Annotated in this window: 16 protein-coding genes and 4 pseudogenes; 14 read left to right on the top strand and 6 right to left on the bottom strand. The window is 44.5% G+C overall.

Annotated elements, in window-relative coordinates:
- The first annotated feature begins 114 nt into the window (after nt 1-114).
- The 5 genes from ABH899_RS24300 to ABH899_RS24320 all read left to right on the top strand — a co-directional run bounded on the left by ABH899_RS24300 (nt 115) and on the right by ABH899_RS24320 (nt 5,042).
- Nucleotides 115-306 carry a GapA-binding peptide SR1P gene (locus ABH899_RS24300; protein WP_009675441.1) on the top strand — a complete coding sequence of 64 codons (192 nt, stop codon included), beginning with the start codon at nt 115-117 and terminating at the stop codon, nt 304-306.
- The gene (gene ppdK, locus ABH899_RS24305; RefSeq protein WP_370001203.1) at nt 275-2,965 is read left to right on the top strand and encodes a pyruvate, phosphate dikinase; all 2,691 of its coding nucleotides are present in this window, start codon (nt 275-277) and stop codon (nt 2,963-2,965) included. The genes ABH899_RS24300 and ppdK overlap by 32 nt, the downstream gene beginning before the upstream one ends.
- A gap of 90 nt (nt 2,966-3,055) precedes the next feature.
- Nucleotides 3,056-3,667: a helix-turn-helix transcriptional regulator gene (locus tag ABH899_RS24310; protein ID WP_009675446.1), complete on the top strand. Its 612-nt coding sequence runs from the start codon at nt 3,056-3,058 to the stop codon at nt 3,665-3,667.
- Between the two features lie 20 nt (nt 3,668-3,687).
- The gene (locus ABH899_RS24315; protein ID WP_009675440.1) at nt 3,688-4,506 is read left to right on the top strand and encodes a pyruvate, water dikinase regulatory protein; all 819 of its coding nucleotides are present in this window, start codon (nt 3,688-3,690) and stop codon (nt 4,504-4,506) included.
- A gap of 191 nt (nt 4,507-4,697) precedes the next feature.
- Entirely contained in the window at nt 4,698-5,042 is a 345-nt protein-coding gene (locus ABH899_RS24320; RefSeq protein WP_370001206.1) for a DUF3139 domain-containing protein, read from the top strand.
- Nucleotides 5,043-5,119: 77 nt separating this feature from the next.
- On the opposite strand, the pseudogene ABH899_RS24325 reads toward ABH899_RS24320, so the two are convergent.
- Nucleotides 5,120-5,209: pseudogene (locus tag ABH899_RS24325) on the bottom strand (helix-turn-helix domain-containing protein); the annotation flags it as partial.
- Between the two features lie 171 nt (nt 5,210-5,380).
- Here ABH899_RS24325 and ABH899_RS24330 point away from each other — a divergent pair.
- Entirely contained in the window at nt 5,381-5,758 is a 378-nt protein-coding gene (locus tag ABH899_RS24330; protein ID WP_370001208.1) for a hypothetical protein, read from the top strand.
- A 349-nt stretch (nt 5,759-6,107) separates the two neighbouring features.
- Here ABH899_RS24330 and ABH899_RS28610 read toward each other — a convergent pair.
- Nucleotides 6,108-6,197: pseudogene (locus ABH899_RS28610) on the bottom strand (hypothetical protein); the annotation flags it as partial.
- Between the two features lie 267 nt (nt 6,198-6,464).
- Between ABH899_RS28610 and ABH899_RS24335 the strand changes: the two are divergent.
- Nucleotides 6,465-6,641 (top strand): hypothetical protein, encoded by a 177-nt coding sequence (locus ABH899_RS24335; protein WP_370001210.1) that lies wholly within the window; start codon nt 6,465-6,467, stop codon nt 6,639-6,641.
- A 1,088-nt stretch (nt 6,642-7,729) separates the two neighbouring features.
- On the opposite strand, the gene ABH899_RS24340 is transcribed toward ABH899_RS24335, so the two are convergent.
- Together ABH899_RS24340 and ABH899_RS24345 are read right to left on the bottom strand one after the other, a co-directional pair.
- Nucleotides 7,730-8,098 (bottom strand): hypothetical protein, encoded by a 369-nt coding sequence (locus ABH899_RS24340; protein ID WP_370001212.1) that lies wholly within the window; start codon nt 8,096-8,098, stop codon nt 7,730-7,732.
- A 231-nt stretch (nt 8,099-8,329) separates the two neighbouring features.
- Nucleotides 8,330-8,428 (bottom strand): annotated as a pseudogene (locus ABH899_RS24345) (LuxR C-terminal-related transcriptional regulator); the annotation flags it as partial.
- 193 nt (nt 8,429-8,621) lie between these two features.
- Between ABH899_RS24345 and ABH899_RS24350 the strand changes: the two are divergent.
- The 3 genes from ABH899_RS24350 to ABH899_RS24360 all read left to right on the top strand — a co-directional run bounded on the left by ABH899_RS24350 (nt 8,622) and on the right by ABH899_RS24360 (nt 12,805).
- Nucleotides 8,622-9,371: a helix-turn-helix domain-containing protein gene (locus ABH899_RS24350; protein ID WP_370001214.1), complete on the top strand. Its 750-nt coding sequence runs from the start codon at nt 8,622-8,624 to the stop codon at nt 9,369-9,371.
- A gap of 330 nt (nt 9,372-9,701) precedes the next feature.
- Entirely contained in the window at nt 9,702-11,021 is a 1,320-nt protein-coding gene (locus ABH899_RS24355) for a hypothetical protein (RefSeq protein WP_370001216.1), read from the top strand.
- Between the two features lie 416 nt (nt 11,022-11,437).
- Complete coding sequence (locus ABH899_RS24360; RefSeq protein ID WP_370001218.1) at nt 11,438-12,805, top strand: hypothetical protein; 1,368 nt, start codon at nt 11,438-11,440, stop codon at nt 12,803-12,805.
- A gap of 213 nt (nt 12,806-13,018) precedes the next feature.
- Here the strand turns inward: ABH899_RS24360 and ABH899_RS24365 are convergent, their stop codons facing one another.
- Nucleotides 13,019-13,294 carry a hypothetical protein gene (locus ABH899_RS24365; RefSeq protein ID WP_370001220.1) on the bottom strand — a complete coding sequence of 92 codons (276 nt, stop codon included), beginning with the start codon at nt 13,292-13,294 and terminating at the stop codon, nt 13,019-13,021.
- Nucleotides 13,295-13,853: 559 nt separating this feature from the next.
- On the opposite strand from ABH899_RS24365, the gene ABH899_RS24370 reads away from it, so the two are divergent.
- A complete protein-coding gene (locus tag ABH899_RS24370; RefSeq protein WP_370001222.1) occupies nt 13,854-14,006 on the top strand; it encodes a hypothetical protein in 153 nt (50 codons plus the stop codon).
- Between the two features lie 300 nt (nt 14,007-14,306).
- On the opposite strand, the pseudogene ABH899_RS24375 reads toward ABH899_RS24370, so the two are convergent.
- Nucleotides 14,307-14,396, bottom strand: a pseudogene (locus tag ABH899_RS24375) (helix-turn-helix domain-containing protein); the annotation flags it as partial.
- Between the two features lie 304 nt (nt 14,397-14,700).
- Between ABH899_RS24375 and ABH899_RS24380 the strand changes: the two are divergent.
- From ABH899_RS24380 to ABH899_RS24390, 3 genes are all read left to right on the top strand, one after another.
- A complete protein-coding gene (locus ABH899_RS24380; protein WP_370001224.1) occupies nt 14,701-15,792 on the top strand; it encodes a PIN domain-containing protein in 1,092 nt (363 codons plus the stop codon).
- 378 nt (nt 15,793-16,170) lie between these two features.
- On the top strand, nt 16,171-17,007 hold the full coding sequence (locus ABH899_RS24385) for a putative phage abortive infection protein (RefSeq protein WP_370001226.1): 837 nt from the start codon (nt 16,171-16,173) through the stop codon (nt 17,005-17,007).
- 581 nt (nt 17,008-17,588) lie between these two features.
- Entirely contained in the window at nt 17,589-18,164 is a 576-nt protein-coding gene (locus ABH899_RS24390; protein ID WP_370001228.1) for a hypothetical protein, read from the top strand.
- Nucleotides 18,165-18,166 lie beyond the last annotated feature (2 nt).

Genomic DNA, 18,166 nt, shown 5'->3' on the forward strand with positions numbered 1-18,166 from the left:
GACGAACTTTCCTCTTTTTTAAAAGAATGAAAGGGATTTCATCATGAACGGGATTATGACGTCATATATCTTCATTAAGAACCAACAACCAATCACAGAGGAGCGATGAAAACAATGAGCAAGGCGAAATCGGACGTCATGCTGGGAACTCTGCTCTGCAAATGGTGCAACGAGATCGTCGGGGAATTGGATACGGAGAAAGTGACCTTGTATTACACGCAATGTAAAGATGGCGCCTGCCGGGCAGCCGTAGACAAAGAGGGAGTGGGACACAATGAGCAAGCAATGGCTGATGCATTTTTATGAGGGAAATCAATCACTAGCGGGACTTCTTGGCGGCAAGGGCGCCAATTTGGCCGAAATGACCCGGGCGGGGCTTGCCGTTCCCCCGGGGTTCACTCTGACTACGGAAGCTTGCAGAGCTTACTATATAGAAAGCCGGCTGCCGGACGGTCTGCTCGCGGAAGTGCGCGAAGCGATGGCGGAGCTTGAACAGCGCAAAGGACAGCGTTTCGGGGACGCGGCTTCGCCGCTCCTCGTCTCGGTCCGTTCGGGTTCGGTGACGTCCATGCCGGGCATGATGGATACGATTCTAAACCTGGGCCTTAACGACGACACGGTGGAAGGCTTGGCCGCCGCCACGAAAAACCCGCGTTTCGCCTATGACTGCTACCGCCGCCTGATCCAGATGTTCGGCAGCGTCGTTTTCGGAATCGAGGGGGCCTGGTTCGAGAAAAAACTTCACGCGCTGAAACAGGCCGCCGGGACGGATTCCGACCAGGATATCCGGGCGGAGGACTGGCAGGAGCTGATCGGCACGTATAAAGCGCTTATTTTGAAAAGAGCGGGCGTTCCGTTTCCGCAGGACGTTTACGAGCAGCTCCGGCTGGCCGTCGAAGCGGTTTTCCGCTCCTGGAATAACCAGCGCGCGCAAATTTACCGCCGGCTGAACGGAATCCCGGACGAACAGGGAACCGCCGTCAACATCCAGGCGATGGTGTTCGGCAATCTTAACGAAGAAAGCGGCACGGGCGTTGTGTTTACACGCAATCCGAGCACGGGAGAGAAAGTCCTGTTCGGCGAATATTTGACGAATGCGCAGGGGGAAGACGTCGTCGCGGGCGTACGCACGCCGCAGCCGATCGCCAAGCTGGCGGGGGACATGCCCGCCGTTTACGAGAAGCTTGTCGGGATGGCGGAGCTGCTGGAGCGGCATTACTCGGATATGCAGGACATCGAATTCACCGTTGAAAACGGGACGCTTTACATGCTCCAGACGCGCAACGGCAAAAGAACGGCTCAAGCGGCCATGAGAATCGCCGTGGAGCTCGTCCAGGCGGGCATCCTGACGAAGGAAGAGGCGCTGCTCCGCGTAGAGCCTTCGCACCTGGATCAGCTGCTTCATCCGAGCCTGGATGAAAGCGAAGCTCCGGCCGCGCTGGCGACGGGCCTTCCGGCATCGCCGGGGGCGGCCTGCGGACAGGCCGTTTTCACGGCGGACGAAGCGGACGCCTGGGCCCGTGCGGGCAAAGCCGTCATTCTCGTCCGGACGGAAACGACGCCGGAAGATATCCACGGCGTGCTCGCGGCGCGAGGCGTGCTGACGTCCCGCGGCGGCATGACGAGCCATGCGGCGGTCGTGGCGCGCGGCATGGGCAAGCCGTGCGTATGCGGCTGCGAGCTGCTGGCCATCGACAGCGAGGAGAAGCAGGCCTCCATCGGCGGGGTAGCGATCCGCGAAGGCGACTGGCTCACGATCGACGGCGCCACCGGGCGCGTCATGATCGGCGAAGTGCCGCTCAAGGAAGCGGATATGTCCGCCGAGCTTCAGCTGATGCTGCAGTGGGCGGACGACGTGCGGCAGATGAAGGTGTACGCCAACGCGGACAATCCCGAAGACGCGGCGAAAGCGCGCAGCTTCGGAGCGGAAGGCGTCGGCCTGTGCCGCACGGAGCACATGTTCCTCTCCCCACAGCGGCTGCCGATCGTCCAGGAGATGATTCTGGCCGACTCGGATGCGGCCCGCGGAGCCGCGCTGGAGAAGCTGCTGCCGATGCAGCAGGGCGATTTCGACGCCATCTTCCGCGCGATGGCCGGCCTGCCCGTGACGATCCGGCTGCTGGACCCTCCGCTGCACGAGTTTCTCCCGAATCTGGAGGAGCTTGTGGCGCGCCATGCGCAGCTGACGGCGGCTCGCGCCGGGGCTTCGGTTCCGGATGCCGAGCTGCAGAAGCTGGAGTTCCTGATCCGCAAAGTCCGCGGTCTGCACGAAGTGAACCCTATGCTGGGGCAGCGGGGCTGCCGGCTGGGCATCCTGTTCCCCGAAATTTACAGCATGCAGATCGAAGCGATTTTCGGGGCGGCCCTGGCCTGCCTGAACGACGGCGTCGACGTATCGCCGGAAATTATGATCCCGCTCGTGGGTCACGCCAACGAGCTGCGCATTATGCGCGGGCTGGTCGACGAGGTCGCGGACCGCATGCTCGGCGACCTGCGTGCCCAGGTCAATTACCGTGTCGGCACGATGATCGAGGTGCCGCGGGCCGCGCTGACCGCGCCGCAGATCGTGCAGCACGCCGACTTCTTCTCGTTCGGCACGAACGATCTGACTCAGATGACGTTCGGGTACAGCCGCGACGACGCGGAGGGCAAGTTCCTCACGCATTACGTCGACAGCAAGCTGCTGCCGGACAATCCGTTCCAGGTGCTCGACCGCGACGGCGTCGGCCAACTGATCGAACTGGCCGTTACCCGCGCGCGCGCCGCGAAGCCGAAGCTCAAAACCGGCGTCTGCGGCGAGCACGGCGGCGATCCGAAGTCGATCCGGTTCTGCCGGGAAACCGGGCTCGATTACGTGTCCTGCTCCCCTTACCGCGTGCCGCTCGCGCGCATAGCGGCCGCGCAGGCCGAAATCGAGATGGCCGCGGAAAAAGCCGCCTCCGGGCAGCAAAGGATTGTATCCTGACCGCATTTTATATATCATGGAGATATACCCGATTCACCTGCGGGAATCCGCCCGTGAGGAGTGAGAGTCATACAGCTGTCTCAGCGCCAGATGGAAATTCTGGAATTCATTCATAAGCAAGCGCCCATAACCGGGGAGCAGATTGCCGAACAGCTTGGCGTAAGCCGTCCGACCATCCGTTCGGATCTGTCTCTTCTGGTGATGCTCGGCCATATCAACGCGAAGCCGAAGGTCGGTTATTTTCCGAACCAGTCGTTTCGCGAAGAACAGGCGGGCGGGCTGAAACTGAAAGTCAAACAGGTGCAGTCCATGCCTGTCATCGTACGCAAAACCGCTACCGTGGGCGACGCCGTCGTCGCCCTTTTTGTAGATAACGTGGGCGGGCTTGTCGTAGCGGATGAAGAAGGCATGCTGCTTGGCGTGATTTCGCCGAAAGACCTGTTGAAAGTGACACTGGGCAACCCTGCGGCCGCCTCCATGCCGGTTTCGCTGGTCATGACGCGCAAGCCGCAGCTCGTTACGGTGACTCCCGATGACGACGTCATCGAAGCCGCCCGTAAAATGGCGGAGAACCAGGTCGATATGCTGCCTGTGGTCGTGCCGCATGAGAACGGCAGCGATACGCCGTCTCTGGAAGTGGTAGGGCGCATCTCCAAAACAACAATGACCAAAGTGCTGCTCGACGCAGCCAGGAAGTGGTAAGGAAGGGGAACACATACCGGATGGTTCAGGATGCACATGAGGCGCAACAAACGATCACAATCTGCTCCGATTCTGTCGGAGAGACGGCGGAGACGGTCGTACGCGCCACAATCCGCCAGTTTAACGGCCACAACGTCAAGATGCGGCGCATCGGACACATTAAGCATGAAGATGAAATCCGCGAGATTATGGAGGAAGTGCATCGCGAAGGCGGCTTCGTCGCTTATACGCTCGTCCAGCCTGAACTGCGGGAAATGATGAAAGAAGAGGCGATCCGCCTGGGCGTCCGCGCCATCGACATCATGGGGCCCATGATGCAGGCGTACATCGACACGTTCGACGGCGCGCCGAGCCGTAAGCCCGGGCTCATGCACGAACTCGACGATGCCTATTTCCGGCGGGTCGAGGCCATTGAATTCGCCGTCAAATGCGACGACGGGCGCGATACGACCTCGATGATGAAAGCCGACATCGTGCTGATCGGCGTGTCCCGCACCTCAAAGACGCCGCTCAGCATCTTCCTGGCGCACAAGGGCTACAAAGTCGCGAACTTTCCGCTCGTGCCCGAAGTGAAGCTTCCGAAGGAACTGTTCGAGTTCCCCGGCAGCCGCATCGTGGCCCTCACCATGAACGCGGAGAAGCTGTTCAAGATCCGGATCGAGCGGCTGAAGACGCTGGGCCTGCCGTTCGGCTCCCAGTATGCCACCATGAACCGGATCAACGAGGAGCTGGAGCATGCTAGCAGCATTGCGAAGCGGCTCCGCTGCCCGGTCATTGACGTGACGGACAAAGCCATCGAGGAGACGGCGGGTCTGATCATTGAGTTTTTGCAGGCGTAAACAAACCACCGCTTGAGCGGTTGGGTGAAGCTCCCCGGTATGGACCGGGGGGCTTTTTTGGGTTGGGATTTTTTATAGACAGCAAGTAGAAGGGGGAGTAATGCGTTATCCAATATTTGACATTGCTCTGTTGTACCATTAGCATGAAATTATCTTAGCCTGGCCTTATTGGGCGAAAAGGAGCGGAATTCATGCCTTCTGTCCGAATCAAAAAATCCTCTGTGATCATCGGGACCGCTATCCTGCTGCTTGCGCTTTCCCCCTTTGCTTATTCCCGGTACACCCTTTATAAACTCGAAAGAGGAATTCTGGCTTATTTAACCGAAACGAAACACTACCAGGAGGAGGAAATCCTCAGCATTGAGGCAAAAATCAGCAAGATGCCGAAGTATCCGATCTATGTAAAATTCGCGGACGAACCCGATGTCACGTATCTCTACATATATAGGGACGATAAGTACATTCAATCTCCTCCTGCTTTGGATAGCAACGGGCACCTGATTCTGCGCAAGCATACCGACAAAGAGACACTATAATCCTTTTTTTGCTTGCTTACATATGAATGGATCGAGGGTTGCGAAGGGAACGCCTCAGGGCCACTCTAGCGAGTGGCCCTGAGGCATTTGTCCTGTACGAGTAATTCAAAGACTTCGCGTTCATGATTTATGAGTAAGGGTTTGTTTTTATGGTAGCTGCCCTTCAAGGGGGATAATGTTAATTACTTCTATTCACTCCAAGTCACTCCATATAACCGAGAAAGTAAAAAAAGCAAATAATAAACTATATTTAGAGACATATTAAAGAGTTTACAATATTAGTAAACTCGTATAATATAATATATGTGGATTATAAACCTAATATTGGAGGTTTTAAGATGAAAAAGAAAGTTGTGATGTTTGCTTTAACGGCTATGATATCTTTAACTTCTGCATCTGTTGCCTTAGGGGTGCCAACTCTCTCCCTTACAGCAAACGCTGGAGATTATAAGTGGAATGACGGTCTTTACGGAAATGGGAAGAGTGGAAATTTTAAAGTAACAACTAGTGCTGCTGGTGGTTTTGTAACTGGTTCTGTTTGGGAAACCTGTGGAGATGGTACGGGTGGATGGAAAAAGGTAGAAAGCTTTACTCGAGAATTTGCGGGTTATTCCTCGGGTCCTGTAATGCTCAAAAATTCTTGTGAGTACGCTATTTCGCTTGAGAATGTAGCAAACCCTAAGGCTGCTACAGCTGAATTGACTCCAGGATCTTAATACACATTCATTACATATTTAAGCAACGTTACCACGATACAAACTAAGGTCACTCCAACGAGTGGCCTTTTTTATTTGGACATGGAGGCGATATGTGGGGAGATGACAGGTCTGAAGCAGGTTAATCCATTCTACAAGCCCGTAGCATGGCTAAGGTACCGAGAAGAGGTGTTGATCCGAGACAGCCACCTTTGCCAGCCACGCCTGTGCATGAGAGGCTTATACCTGCCGAGATCGTTCACCATATCCTGAGAAGGGCAAAGGGAAGAAGCAAGAGTCTAATTCTCCGCAGCAGAATCGTATACAATCCAACGGCTGGATATCAGTTAGATGGTCCGCTATTGGATTATTAGGAGAAAGCTACGAGCTTGATTAGCTCGACTACCGCCTGTGAACGACCTTTTACATTCAACTTTTGCATGACATTCGAGATATAATTTGAAGCACAAAAGGATTAAAGCCTTGCTGCGCTTCTTTTTTTTGTAATTGAGGACGATAAGTTAATGGAAATTGTACAAGGCACATATTCTTATGAATAAAGGAGAGGGTAGAATATTATTGCATTTGCTCTAAATCAAGGTGAAAGTGCATGAACATACGGCTCTCTTCTTGCCTTTACGCTAAATGCATCTCGACCCATAAAATTGTACTAAATTAACATATATAGTAAAATTTAAATGGTCGTAAGATCAAAGGGGAGGATTTTATGAAAAAATTGTTTGTAGGAGTATTATCGGCAAGTATCTTTTTAACATCAGTAAATCCGCTATATGCCAAAAACGATATAAACAGTCAGAATACGGATACAAAAGTTGAAACATCTTGGGTGGAGAATGGTGTAGAAATAACGGTCAATGATCTTCACTCTCTTAGTACAGAGTAAAAAGCAATTTTTTCGAATTTTGCTTTACCCAATGGAACTGGTGGAAACGGAACAAATTCTATCCCTATACCAGACCTCGGGGATGGTGATGTTATTGAAGGTCCAACAAAGCATGTTTTTGATAGAAGAGTAGACAGATACGTCATTGAAGGAGCTATTCGTGGTGTTTCTGGAATTATAACATCAAGAATTGGAAATCACTGGTTGACAACACTCACACAGATTTTCTTGGGCGACGTAACTAGTGGTTTAAAAAACGGCCAATACGAATATGCCACATTCCTTACCAGAAAAGTATATACTAGCAATAATAGATATGCTTATTATATGACTAAAGTTCGGTACACGGACTCTAGCTTTTCGACTCCACAGAAAGTTATGACCGAGTTCATGGGATGGGCTGATTAATTCGATTATCGGAAGGAGGTTTGATATTATGAAAGACGTAATAACCGGCCTATTAATCGCTATACTCGTAATGATAGCCTCCTCTTTTGTCGAGAATACTGTTAGCCTTTATTTTTTCATAATTTGCGCCGTTATCTGTTTCGGGGTTTCTGCGATTGTTGGAAAGATAAGCAAATATATTTCGAAAGATAAAAGGAGTAAGCAATTTAAAGGTTGAGGAAGGGTGATGGATTAAATTTAGGAAATTTATCATCGGGCCACTTTGACACGCTTTTCAGCAGCTCGTTATAATAGCTTTGCCAATCGAATATATCAAACCAAAGTCGTCCAATCTGGGCGGCTTTTTTTATTTATCCAACCGTGCTCATGTAAGGGATTCCGGAAATGAACGCCAAGCAAGGGGTTCAGGCGGTACAGAGCTTTTACTTTTTGAGGAAAAGGAGGGCAATCATTCGTGGTGAAAAGCACAGGAAGAAAGCAAAGCCGATCCCCGAGCCGATCAAGTCCCAGCCGCCGTCCCCCTGCATAGGAAACGTGGTAGCACTTTACACTTGGTTGGCTGTATGGGAGGATCCATAAAGAATCAGGGCTCCGTCGCTTTCGTGAGGGGCAGCCAGAGACGGATAAAAAAAACGGGCCACATAGGCAACGGCCAGAGAGCGAGAATTAATCTTGCAAATTCAAGAATTGTTTTTCGATTGTAACTGACCAATGGAGAACTCGCCTTCGTAAATAGAAACATTCAATAAGGTTCCGTCTGATTTGTTAAAAATGTACGTTGCGCCCATACTTTGATCCCCTGCATAAGTCCAGCCATGTTTTTCGATTTGTCTCTTATAGCTGCTTTTCAAGCCATCTGTCTGATGAATGCCCGGAGCTGTATAAACATGTATTGTGCCTACTGAATCCGGAATGGTTTTTTTGAGAACGGCGTTACGAGGGACGGGATACCCTTCTGGCGAAATCGTGTATTGAGCTGTTCCAGACCAAAAAAGGTAACCAACACACAAAAGAACCAAAAGTAAAGCTGACATAAAAATTTTTCTCATAGTCTACCGCCTTCTTGATTTTGTCACTATTTTTAATGCTGGTGGACTATGCAACTAAAAAGAAGTCAGGTAAGAAGACTCTTACAAACGATACTCCTTTAACAGCAGAAAGTGACGATTTCCATGTTTTTTTGTGCGTTATACGAAAACCACCCCCAAACAAGAAAAGACCTTCCGTTATCCCCAAAGGATGAGCGGAAGGTTTTCTGTGCCCTGGCAAGGGTGGCTGCGTCAGATTTTTAGCTCCCCGAGCTTGATTAGCTCGACCACCGCCTGTGAACGACCTTTTACATTCAACTTTTGCATGACATTCGTAATATGTTTTGTAACACGCATAGTTAAAACCCAGTCACGGCGCGGTTTTGACGGTTTCAGCGTGTCCCCCGCCCGCTTCCCTACAACGTGACTTTCCTATAACGTTAACAATTCTTCACTTCATTCGTCACACAACGCATTCCCCCGGCGACATATTGATTTGCGCAAGACAAGCGCAACGAAACTACATTCAATGGGGGACAATCAAATGAACACTAATGAACTACGAAACAAACGGCACGACGAGCAGCGTATTTTCTTCAAGGTTGATGTATTGGCGGTTCGCGGCGGCATAATCGCCAAGATCGGGGCAGACGGTTTTGGAACGCTTGCAACGATCGCTTCGTTTATGGACGAAGACGGCGTATGCTATCCGACGCAAGAAACACTTGCCGAAATGATGGGTGTTACCCGCTTCACCGTAATTAAGCGTATCCACACGTTGTTAGAAACGAAGCTTGACGACGGTATACCTGTCCTTGAACGAGCGTGGAGAAATCGCACAGGCGGTGGCGTTGGGAAACAGTCTGTATATAAAGTCAACATGGCTTGCGGCGTATCAATGGAGCGCGATTCTAAAGACGTTAAAAGTATTGACGTTAAAGAATCGCACGTTAGCGAAATACACGTTGAAGAAAAGCACGCGCTAATGTTGAAAAACAGTACGAATAACGTGAACAATTTCAACGTCTCGGATGTTGTCGCAGCTTCACACAAAGAAGAACCAGTATTTAAGAAGAACCAAGAAGAAGAACCAATAAAAGAAGAAAGAAAGGACAAGCTTTCTTATCTATCTATTCCTTCGGAAAATGCCAACGACAACAATATACACTTACCCCAGGTCGTTAAGGAAGACGTCGAGCATAAATCCTTTAATTGGGGTGAGGAATGGGAAAAGGATTTCGGCGATGCAGACCGAGAACGTAGAAACGCAAATGAACCAAGTACAATTTGCTAAAATTGTCGGGATTTCACGCGCACTACTTGCAAAGATCGAAACGAATGCGAAGCCGATTTCGAATAGCGTCGAAAGGCGTATTCGTACCGCATTCGGGCTAGACGACGAGAAAATAAGTCAACTACTTAACAATGCACTTTACAGCGTACCGGGGAGGAATTAACCAATATTACCAGACTGCCCCCCGCCAATATGAAGAACATTTTGAATGACTTTATGTAGGACTGCAATGAAACTTAATGAATTTTTTTTGGAATCGGAGTTAACTATTTACTTATTACGCCGATATATTACAAATAACATATACTTCAATGAAGAGAGAGGTCCGCGATGCAAACGAATGGTATTTACGCATTATCAACTCCAAGCACTATAGTAGCAAAGAATAACCAGCTTGCTACTAAAGTGCTTGTCCCTGCAAGTAATAATGCTTCTGATGCAGTAGAGATGTACACCCCGAGTGTGATTGATGAAGGACAACAAGAGCTTCGTGCATTGGGAGGCCAGTGGATTGTTGGAAGGGAATTTACATCAGTTCAAGGTACGGACTACTCAAAGAATTTTCTGGATGATGTAGGCGGGTTTTTGGTAAAAAGCGCATATGAGCGTGATCTACTGCTTCAGCGTTACACAGGAGACGAATTGAGTCAGCATCTTGAGCAATACGATAAGCAAGTTCAACTCAAAATAGAGGATATCGCGCAGACAACAGCGAGCACTTTGTCTCAATATTTGAATTTTGAAAATGATTCTATTTTTGGAGGTAGCAAGGAGACACAAGGAGAGTTCCTCTCCACCTATAAGCCGATCTTCGACAAGGATGAGTTGACCGATCGTATTAAGAATATGCTACAGGAACAGTCCCGGCTTCTGGGCAAGTTACAGGAGGAGCAGGGGGACCAGTGGAAGCAGATCATGGAACAAGGCGGCAAGGGGATTACAGACTTTCGGGATTTACTGAAGGAGGAGGCAAGTAAAGCCTCTGTAGGAGAATCTACCTCTTTTCAAGATATTAGTTACCGTGATGTAGCAGGAGTATTCGATGCACTGGTACACACAACAGCTAAAGCTATGAACACGTTTACTTTTGATACGGAATGGATGGCTAACAATTTAGGGACCGCACGTCTCAAGCTGGATCTTTATTTGCAACAATCGCCTATGTCGTCAGCGATTAAGGAGCAATTCACGCAGTCCGTAGATAAGGCAATGAGTACCAAGATGGGAATCGCAGAATATGACGACTATAAATTCTCTCTTATCTCAACGCCTTCCTTCCGCAAACAATTTGCTTCACATCAAGAAATGTCATTGGAAATAAAGCGAAAGTACAGCGCCCATCTACAAGACCTTAATGCCAAGAAGTCTGTAGGAACGATCATGTGGGAGAGCATGAAGGGATTATTGAATCAGAAGCCGGAAGATCTTCTCAGTGGCCTGATGAACGCCTTCAATAGTCTGCATCACAGCCTCATATCAGCACCGAGTATGCAAGGGGATGTAGGTCCAGAGGCCAAGCTTGAATTTGCAAACCAGGTACGAGATGCGAATCTAGAGGACTGGAACAGCTTCATTTCTTCTCTGAATATTGGTCAACAGCAGAAGAGCGCGCTTACGATACCCAAGAATAGTATTGATATTAAAGTATAGTCGTGAATAACGTAGAGCTTCTGTCCGGAATTCAGCCGGGTAGGGGCTCTTCATATGTGTTCTAGTTCGCAGCTTCAATTCCCGATAAGGGGAATATCAAGCCGAATATTGCGAATGAACCTGAAAATGGGTAAGAGCTAACCGTCATCAGCAGTGGACCGTGGGCATTGGCGCCATTTTCAAAAGTGAGTACGGTCTCGAGAAAATAGGGGAAACAATATATGTCCCAACTCCTCTGTCGAAGAAAAATGCACAAATGTAAGGACATTGTACACAAACGACACAAATCAGAAGACATTATCGCGAAGCGGTCTAGGCGGTCTCTGCGTTCAGCATTATATCTTCATAATTTTTTGCTTGACTTTGTGGTTATTTTTCTTTATCAAGACTAAAGCAAAGGATAGGGAGGAAACATCATGAATACAACAGGTTTGGAAAAATTCTACAAGTTAGTAATTGGTATTGAAGAAAAAATCGAATATGATCCAGATGCGAGCCCAGAAACATTTGAGCATTACAAGAAAATTTATCCTGAGTTTGAAAAAATCTTTGATTATAGAAACCCTCAAATTTCTAAAAATGAAGTGTGGCGTTTATGCTTTAATCTTAATGATGCTTTCAGAAAAGGCGATCAAACAAATTCAAATGTTTTTCAGGATGATTTTTACATGTCTGGAGATACAGACTTTAATTTTAATGAGAAAAAAGAACCTATTTTTGAAAAAAAATTAAAAAAAGACTTAAAAGGGAAGTCTTTAGAAAATGCAAAAGAAAAGCTTGAATTCTGTAAAAAATCCCATCATGCATTGGTCAATTTCTCATTCATGCCGAGGACAGGAAATTTGCAGGGTTTTAAGGGGGGAAAATGTCAGCATGATAGACTGGATATTTTTTTGTACCACTTATCTAAATTTTATAAAGCGAAAGATGAGTATGTTTTGTCAAAGGCAGTTCCTCAAGTTCACGAACGCTTGAAAACTTTCTTAGGTTTCTTCAATGATGTCTATCATTATTGCAATAAAGTCTATTATATAGAAAATAAGGGCTTTGTTGATCGTCTAATTGAAAATGGCGAAAAATCTATAGAAACAGCGGATGATGTTATTCGTTATATGGACTTAGCAATAGAGTATTGGCATATGAGAGCAGTTAACTACGCAACAATTTATTATATCCAAGAAAAAGAAAACGATAACAAAAGACAAGAACGGAGCCTGAGCGCTACATTTGTGTATGTGCGCGAACAATTCATTACGCAGAAAGAAGCGTTCCAAAACGAAGTACACACGATCAAAAACGAATTAGCAGCGCTAAACGTTGTACGTGATGAAGCGATTGCCAATCTTGACGATACGATCGTAATTGACGCGCAGATTCGTGAAACTGGGCATAAGCTTGATTCGGCAACATATCGCCTTGAAGCGTGCGATCGTATTCACGAACAAAAGTTACAGGCGGCGCTTAAAGACGTCGAAGCGGAAGTAACGGAATATGGCGATACACTATTCGTTGATTTCGAAACACAACTTGCCACAGTAAATGCTAAACGCGCGGAAGTATTACGCGAAATCAAAAAGCTGCATGAGATCGACGGAAATTACAAGGAAGCGCGGGAAGATGTTCGAACGGCACAGTCCCAAGCGGGCGTACAGGCAGACCGAAGCGCGGGGTCGCTTGTTAATCGAATGCACCTCCCGCTTAACTTTTCGGGGAATTTGGCATTTTCGAGTGGAAACGGCGCTATCTTCAATACAATGTTATGGATTCCGAATAGCTTTGCATGACGACATTCGAATCCCTAAGAGCCAAAAAGGTAATACTGGAACGTACATATCATCTTATGCACATCCGTATGTTAATTCTTTACTGCGTGCCATACTCGGTATACTGAGCATTACATGGCCTGAATATGTTGGCGACGAGTATAACCTCAGACATACATTTGAAATCGGGAAATAAGAAAAGGAGCGCTCACTAATTCGTGAGCGCTTTTATTTTTATATAGCTTTTATTTCGTGAAAAAAAGGCTTGCGTAATAAGTTTTCATAAATCACAACAAAGTATTTGTTACCTATGTTTATAGAATTGATTTCTTGGTTATTAGTATTCACTTTTTTTTCTGAGCCATCCACAAATTTTACAATAACGTATTCATTATTTTTTTCAGTTATACTTACTTCAGCTATTGTTTTACTAAAAACTTTTTGATAGTAAAATCCAAAAAATAATAATACTAGTATTAAGAGAATTGTAGTAATTGTTTTTCTAGTCAAGAAATGTACTCCTTTTGCTTTTTACAAAATAATATGTAGATATAACCAAACTATACCATTTAAACAATATTAGGACAATAAAGGATGGGAATCATAAATATTTCGATAAATCGATTTAAACGACTTAATCGGATAAGAATAGATCATAAAATCAAAATTTCAACGAAGGAATCGACACAAGCTCCTCTGACGAATAGATTGGTCATGGAGGTGCTTGTACGTGATTTAGTTGTTTATGGCCGTTGTATGGCAATGATCTTAAAATCATATAAAATGTGCAACAAGATTGGCAGCAGCAGAGTGTCCGTTATAAAGTAGAGCTAGGCCATTACCAGACTGAATATAAACAATGTGATAATATTGGAAGGTCCCTGTGCAAAGTGACTGAGACCAAATGCGACGCCCACAATAATCGCGCTTGCTAGTCAGATGAATCCCATTGCTCAACACCAAAGTTATACAAAAAGCCTCGATACAAGACTTCTTCTGTAATCCCTACCGTAAGCGGCACCCAAACAAATTGCGCTGGTTGTAAAGAGATACTATATCAGGCGAACGAATGACAACAGATGAAGAGTTAATCAAGCTCTATCTGGAGACTCACCAGTTTTACAGACGGCTTCAAGCTGACGTGAAAAACTCCAAGCTCATGTACGAGTACACGAATAAAGCAGGAGCCACAAAATTTGATGAGAAACCCCCTGTCAATTGAGCTTGCTAGTACTGTTTAAACACTTAATAACCTGCTAAAATTCCTGAAAACATTCAGTCAAATCGAGCTAAGGGCTTCAGACAGCGAGAAGCTTAACGATCCGATTAAGCATCCTAGCATTTTGACGAGATTCACGAATTTAAGGATTCCCAATCTATCAATGTTAACAAAAACTCAATGGGTCCCTGACAGCAACCCTTAATCATGTTTAAAAAAACACAACCCCAAACAAGAAAAGACCTTCCGTTATCCTTAGAGGATGACCGGAAGGTTTTCTGTGCCCTGGCAAGGGTGGCTGCGTCAGATTTTTAGCTCCCCGAGCTTGATTAGCTCGACTACCGCCTGTGAACGACCATTTACATTCAACTTTTGCATGACATTCGTAATATGTTTTCAAGCACACAAGAGATAAACCCTTGCTACGCTTCATTTTAATAATGCATATGAAAAACAGCAGCCAGATGTGTCTCTTTTTATTTTAGGAAATCAAACGGAAATGAATCGCCAAAATCAAGGGTAAACGTTGTGTTACTTGCCTTTGAACCTGTTATATTTATAGCATAGGAAATAAAGAGAGCAGCCCGAGGTGATCGGAGCTGCTCATTTTTATAGTAACAATCCTGAATAGAAGGAATTGTTTAATTTATGCCGTATATCTTAGCGAACAACAGAACTGACAAAGTTGGTGGAAATGATGGGAAAAGAAGCGCTTCACATTTTTTTGGATACAACCCTAACATTCGATGACCCGTTTTTTAAAAAAAATTACAATCGTCAGCTTATTAATTTGACCGAAACTCACAATATACCAATATATATGTCCAGAGTAGTGTTTCAAGAGACCAGAAGCAAATTTGAATTAAATGTAGCTAGTAAAATGACTGCACTTGACAAGTCACTTTTGGATCTAAATAAGTATCATCCCAAGGAAATAAATACTGAAGTGCTGAATTGCTCACTAAAAAATTTTATGCAAGAATTCGATGATTTTTATAACGACTTGATAGGTCGAAAGATTATTCAAATAATTGAATACTCAAATGATATTTTGCCTGTATTGGTTGAAAGGTCGATTAGAAGAATTAAGCCATTTGGTGACAAAAAGCAAGAATTCAGAGATGCTATTATTTGGTTGTCTTATGTGAATTATGCAGAGTCAAATGATATCGAGAACTGTTTCCTATTGACAAATAATTTAGCTGATTTTTGTGAAAATAAGATACAGAATACTTTACATCCGGATTTGTTAGAGGACTCTAAGAGGTTTAAACATTATTTAAATTCGGCGGATTTCTTGAAAAACGAGGATAAAATAGAAAAATACATTTCAGCAAATAAAGACTGGAAGTTCAAAATAATTATTGATAGTAAGTATGTAGAAGAACTGTTTCAGAATTCTCTATCTGGACCAATGAAAAATGCTTTTCAAAGTTTCCTGGCAAGAATAGAAATGGATGATTTGCTCAGCGCAGAATATTTTGATCATGAGTACATAGACTTTACAGTTGGTGAAATTGATTTTATAGGTGCAGATGAAATTGAGAGTAAGACAGTAGATGATAAAATTTTGGTGAGTGGAATAGTTAACGTGATTACTCTTGTAACAGCTTCTATATATGACGATTATAGCAAGGGATACGTAATTGGGAAGGATTACAGCAGATTATCTGCAGATTTTAGATTCACAATAAATGAGAATGGCATAGAACAATACTCACTAGAGATTGAGGATTTTGACGTAATGATGAAAGCCAATTTTGACATGGACCTTGATTATTACGACTAACGCATTAAGGAAAATGAAGGCACAAAATGATTCTGAAACGAAGCCCCCACGAAAGCAACGCCGGAAGCAACAGCGAAGGCAACGCACTCGTATGTTAAAAGTCCAATGTTAACAAGGGATTCAGCCGTTTTAAATCTTGCGAAGGCAACAACGAAAGCAACGACGAAAAGGGTACGAAAGCAACGACTACCCGATAATATAAACAAGAATGTAAAGAATGAACAAGAAAGATACAAGAATGTATATAAAACATAGGGCCTTTCCTTCGGAAAAGTCCTTTTTCAGCATTTGTAAATCTTTAGAGAATCATGATTGAATTTGTGACATTTTACCAATATAATAACTGCCTAGTACAGATGTATTGGAGGAAACGTGGGTGTGGGAAAATTTAAAAAATGGTCATTTGAAAATCAGCCGGATACAGCACCAAATGGCAGGATTATTAGGTTTGGATTATTAATGACAATTCCTATTGTGTTATGGCTATTAACTGGGATTATTACTATTGTGTCTTATTTAGGAGTACCTGATAGTCCAGGTACTTTCGGTGATATGTTTGGATCGGTAAATGCATTGTTCTCGGGAATGGCATTAGCAGGTATCGTTTACACTATATTTATTCAAAAGAAAGAATTTCAGCTTCAAAGAGAAGAATTAAAACTGCAGCGCGAAGAGTCTAAATTAACACGTGAAGTTTTTATAACACAGAGATTCGAGACTACGTTCTTTAATTTAATAAATTTACATCATGATATTGTAAAATCTCTATCAATTAAGATACCAGCACCGGTAAATCATCATATTACAAAATTTACAATTGAACAGGAGCGCAGGGAGTTCGATGGTAGATATGTTTTCGAGAAAATTGCGCTTGATATTATAAAAGAGCACAAAAAACCTGAAAATTTGCAAGACGCCCTTAATTTAGTATTTAAAGACAATTACTATGTGCTTCTGGCTCCATATCTCAGGAACTTAAGAAGAATCGCAGAAATAATTTATTCGGAGGAGAGCCTGAAGGGTACAAAAGATGAATATATAAAAACATTGCAATCACAGATTTCTTTTTTTGAGCAACAAGTGATAGCCTATTTTATGCTTTGGGTTGGAAAAGATCGAGAAACTGAGCATCTTAACTACACGATTGAATATAAAAGAAATATTTTCATATATGAAGAAGATTACACTAAGTTCAGTGAAATATTTAAACGCTAAGCAACATACCGAGTAAGACGCTTTAAACATCCGTAAACAAAGATTTATTCATTTATTGCTTACACAATGATTAAAAGTCACAAAACGTATTAGTTTCTGCTAACATTAACTAGGGTTTCTGTATACATTAACGACACTTCTTCAATGGTTACTGTATCGTTTTTACTACAATAACTCGCATCAACTGGCATTAATGTATACATTAACTACACAAAAGAAAAGAAATTAAATTAAATAAAACATACATAGTCATGACCACTCGGATCATGACTTTTTCCCATGTCTTAAAATTGATTATAAGACGTTTTATGGGCTGGATATGTAAATGGTCGTTGAGAGATAGAAAACGTTAAATAGACGGCATTCTGTTCGTTTGATGATCGATTAAAGGATGATACTGGAAAGGAAGTGAGGATGTGCCACCAAAAGCGAGAAAACCATGCAACTCTCCATACTGTCCAGAACTGACAACAGAACGATATCTTCTCGCCTTTCTGTTGTACGCCTCCCTATTACAAAAATTGTTCTCTATTAACATATATGGTAAAATTTATATGAAGGACATTCAATAGGGAGGCTTTATGAAAAAATTGTTTGTAGGAGTATTGTCCGCAAGTATCTTTTTGACGTCAGTAAGTCCGCTATACGCCAACAACAATACACAAAGTCAGAATACGGGTACAAAAGTTGAAACTTCTTGGGTGGAGAATGGTGTAGAAATAACGGTCAATGATCTTCACCCGCTTAGTGAGGATGAAAAAGCAATTTTTTCGAATTTTGCTGTACCCAATGGAAATGGAACAAATTCCATACCAATACCAGATCTCGGTGACGGCGAAGTTATTGAAGGACCAGTAAGAAAAGTATTTGATAGTTCCGTAACTAAATTCGCCATAGAAGCTTCTATCCGTGGTGTATCAGGATTAATAACGCAGAGAATCGGAAATTACTGGTTGACTACAGTTACTCAAGCTTTTTTAAGTGATGTAATTGCTCGGTTAAAAAACAGGCAAATTGAATACTGCACAATATTGACCAGAAAAGTTTATACTAGTGACAATAGATATGCTTATTACGCAACGAAAGTATCGTATACAGACTCCAGCTATACGACTCCAACCCATGTACAGACTGAGTTCATGGGTTGGGCTGATTGATT

The organism is Paenibacillus sp. RC84 (assembly GCF_041260495.1).
Taxonomy (GTDB): domain Bacteria; phylum Bacillota; class Bacilli; order Paenibacillales; family NBRC-103111; genus Paenibacillus_F.

Coding starts and splice junctions, on each gene's coding strand:
- ABH899_RS24300 (WP_009675441.1), top strand. CDS start 115: ATGAGCAAGGCGAAATCGGACGTCATGCTGGGAACTCTGCTCTGCAAA.
- ppdK (WP_370001203.1), top strand. CDS start 275: ATGAGCAAGCAATGGCTGATGCATTTTTATGAGGGAAATCAATCACTA.
- ABH899_RS24310 (WP_009675446.1), top strand. CDS start 3,056: ATGGAAATTCTGGAATTCATTCATAAGCAAGCGCCCATAACCGGGGAG.
- ABH899_RS24315 (WP_009675440.1), top strand. CDS start 3,688: ATGGTTCAGGATGCACATGAGGCGCAACAAACGATCACAATCTGCTCC.
- ABH899_RS24320 (WP_370001206.1), top strand. CDS start 4,698: ATGCCTTCTGTCCGAATCAAAAAATCCTCTGTGATCATCGGGACCGCT.
- ABH899_RS24330 (WP_370001208.1), top strand. CDS start 5,381: ATGAAAAAGAAAGTTGTGATGTTTGCTTTAACGGCTATGATATCTTTA.
- ABH899_RS24335 (WP_370001210.1), top strand. CDS start 6,465: ATGAAAAAATTGTTTGTAGGAGTATTATCGGCAAGTATCTTTTTAACA.
- ABH899_RS24340 (WP_370001212.1), bottom strand. CDS start 8,098: ATGAGAAAAATTTTTATGTCAGCTTTACTTTTGGTTCTTTTGTGTGTT.
- ABH899_RS24350 (WP_370001214.1), top strand. CDS start 8,622: ATGAACACTAATGAACTACGAAACAAACGGCACGACGAGCAGCGTATT.
- ABH899_RS24355 (WP_370001216.1), top strand. CDS start 9,702: ATGCAAACGAATGGTATTTACGCATTATCAACTCCAAGCACTATAGTA.
- ABH899_RS24360 (WP_370001218.1), top strand. CDS start 11,438: ATGAATACAACAGGTTTGGAAAAATTCTACAAGTTAGTAATTGGTATT.
- ABH899_RS24370 (WP_370001222.1), top strand. CDS start 13,854: ATGACAACAGATGAAGAGTTAATCAAGCTCTATCTGGAGACTCACCAG.
- ABH899_RS24380 (WP_370001224.1), top strand. CDS start 14,701: ATGGGAAAAGAAGCGCTTCACATTTTTTTGGATACAACCCTAACATTC.
- ABH899_RS24390 (WP_370001228.1), top strand. CDS start 17,589: ATGAAAAAATTGTTTGTAGGAGTATTGTCCGCAAGTATCTTTTTGACG.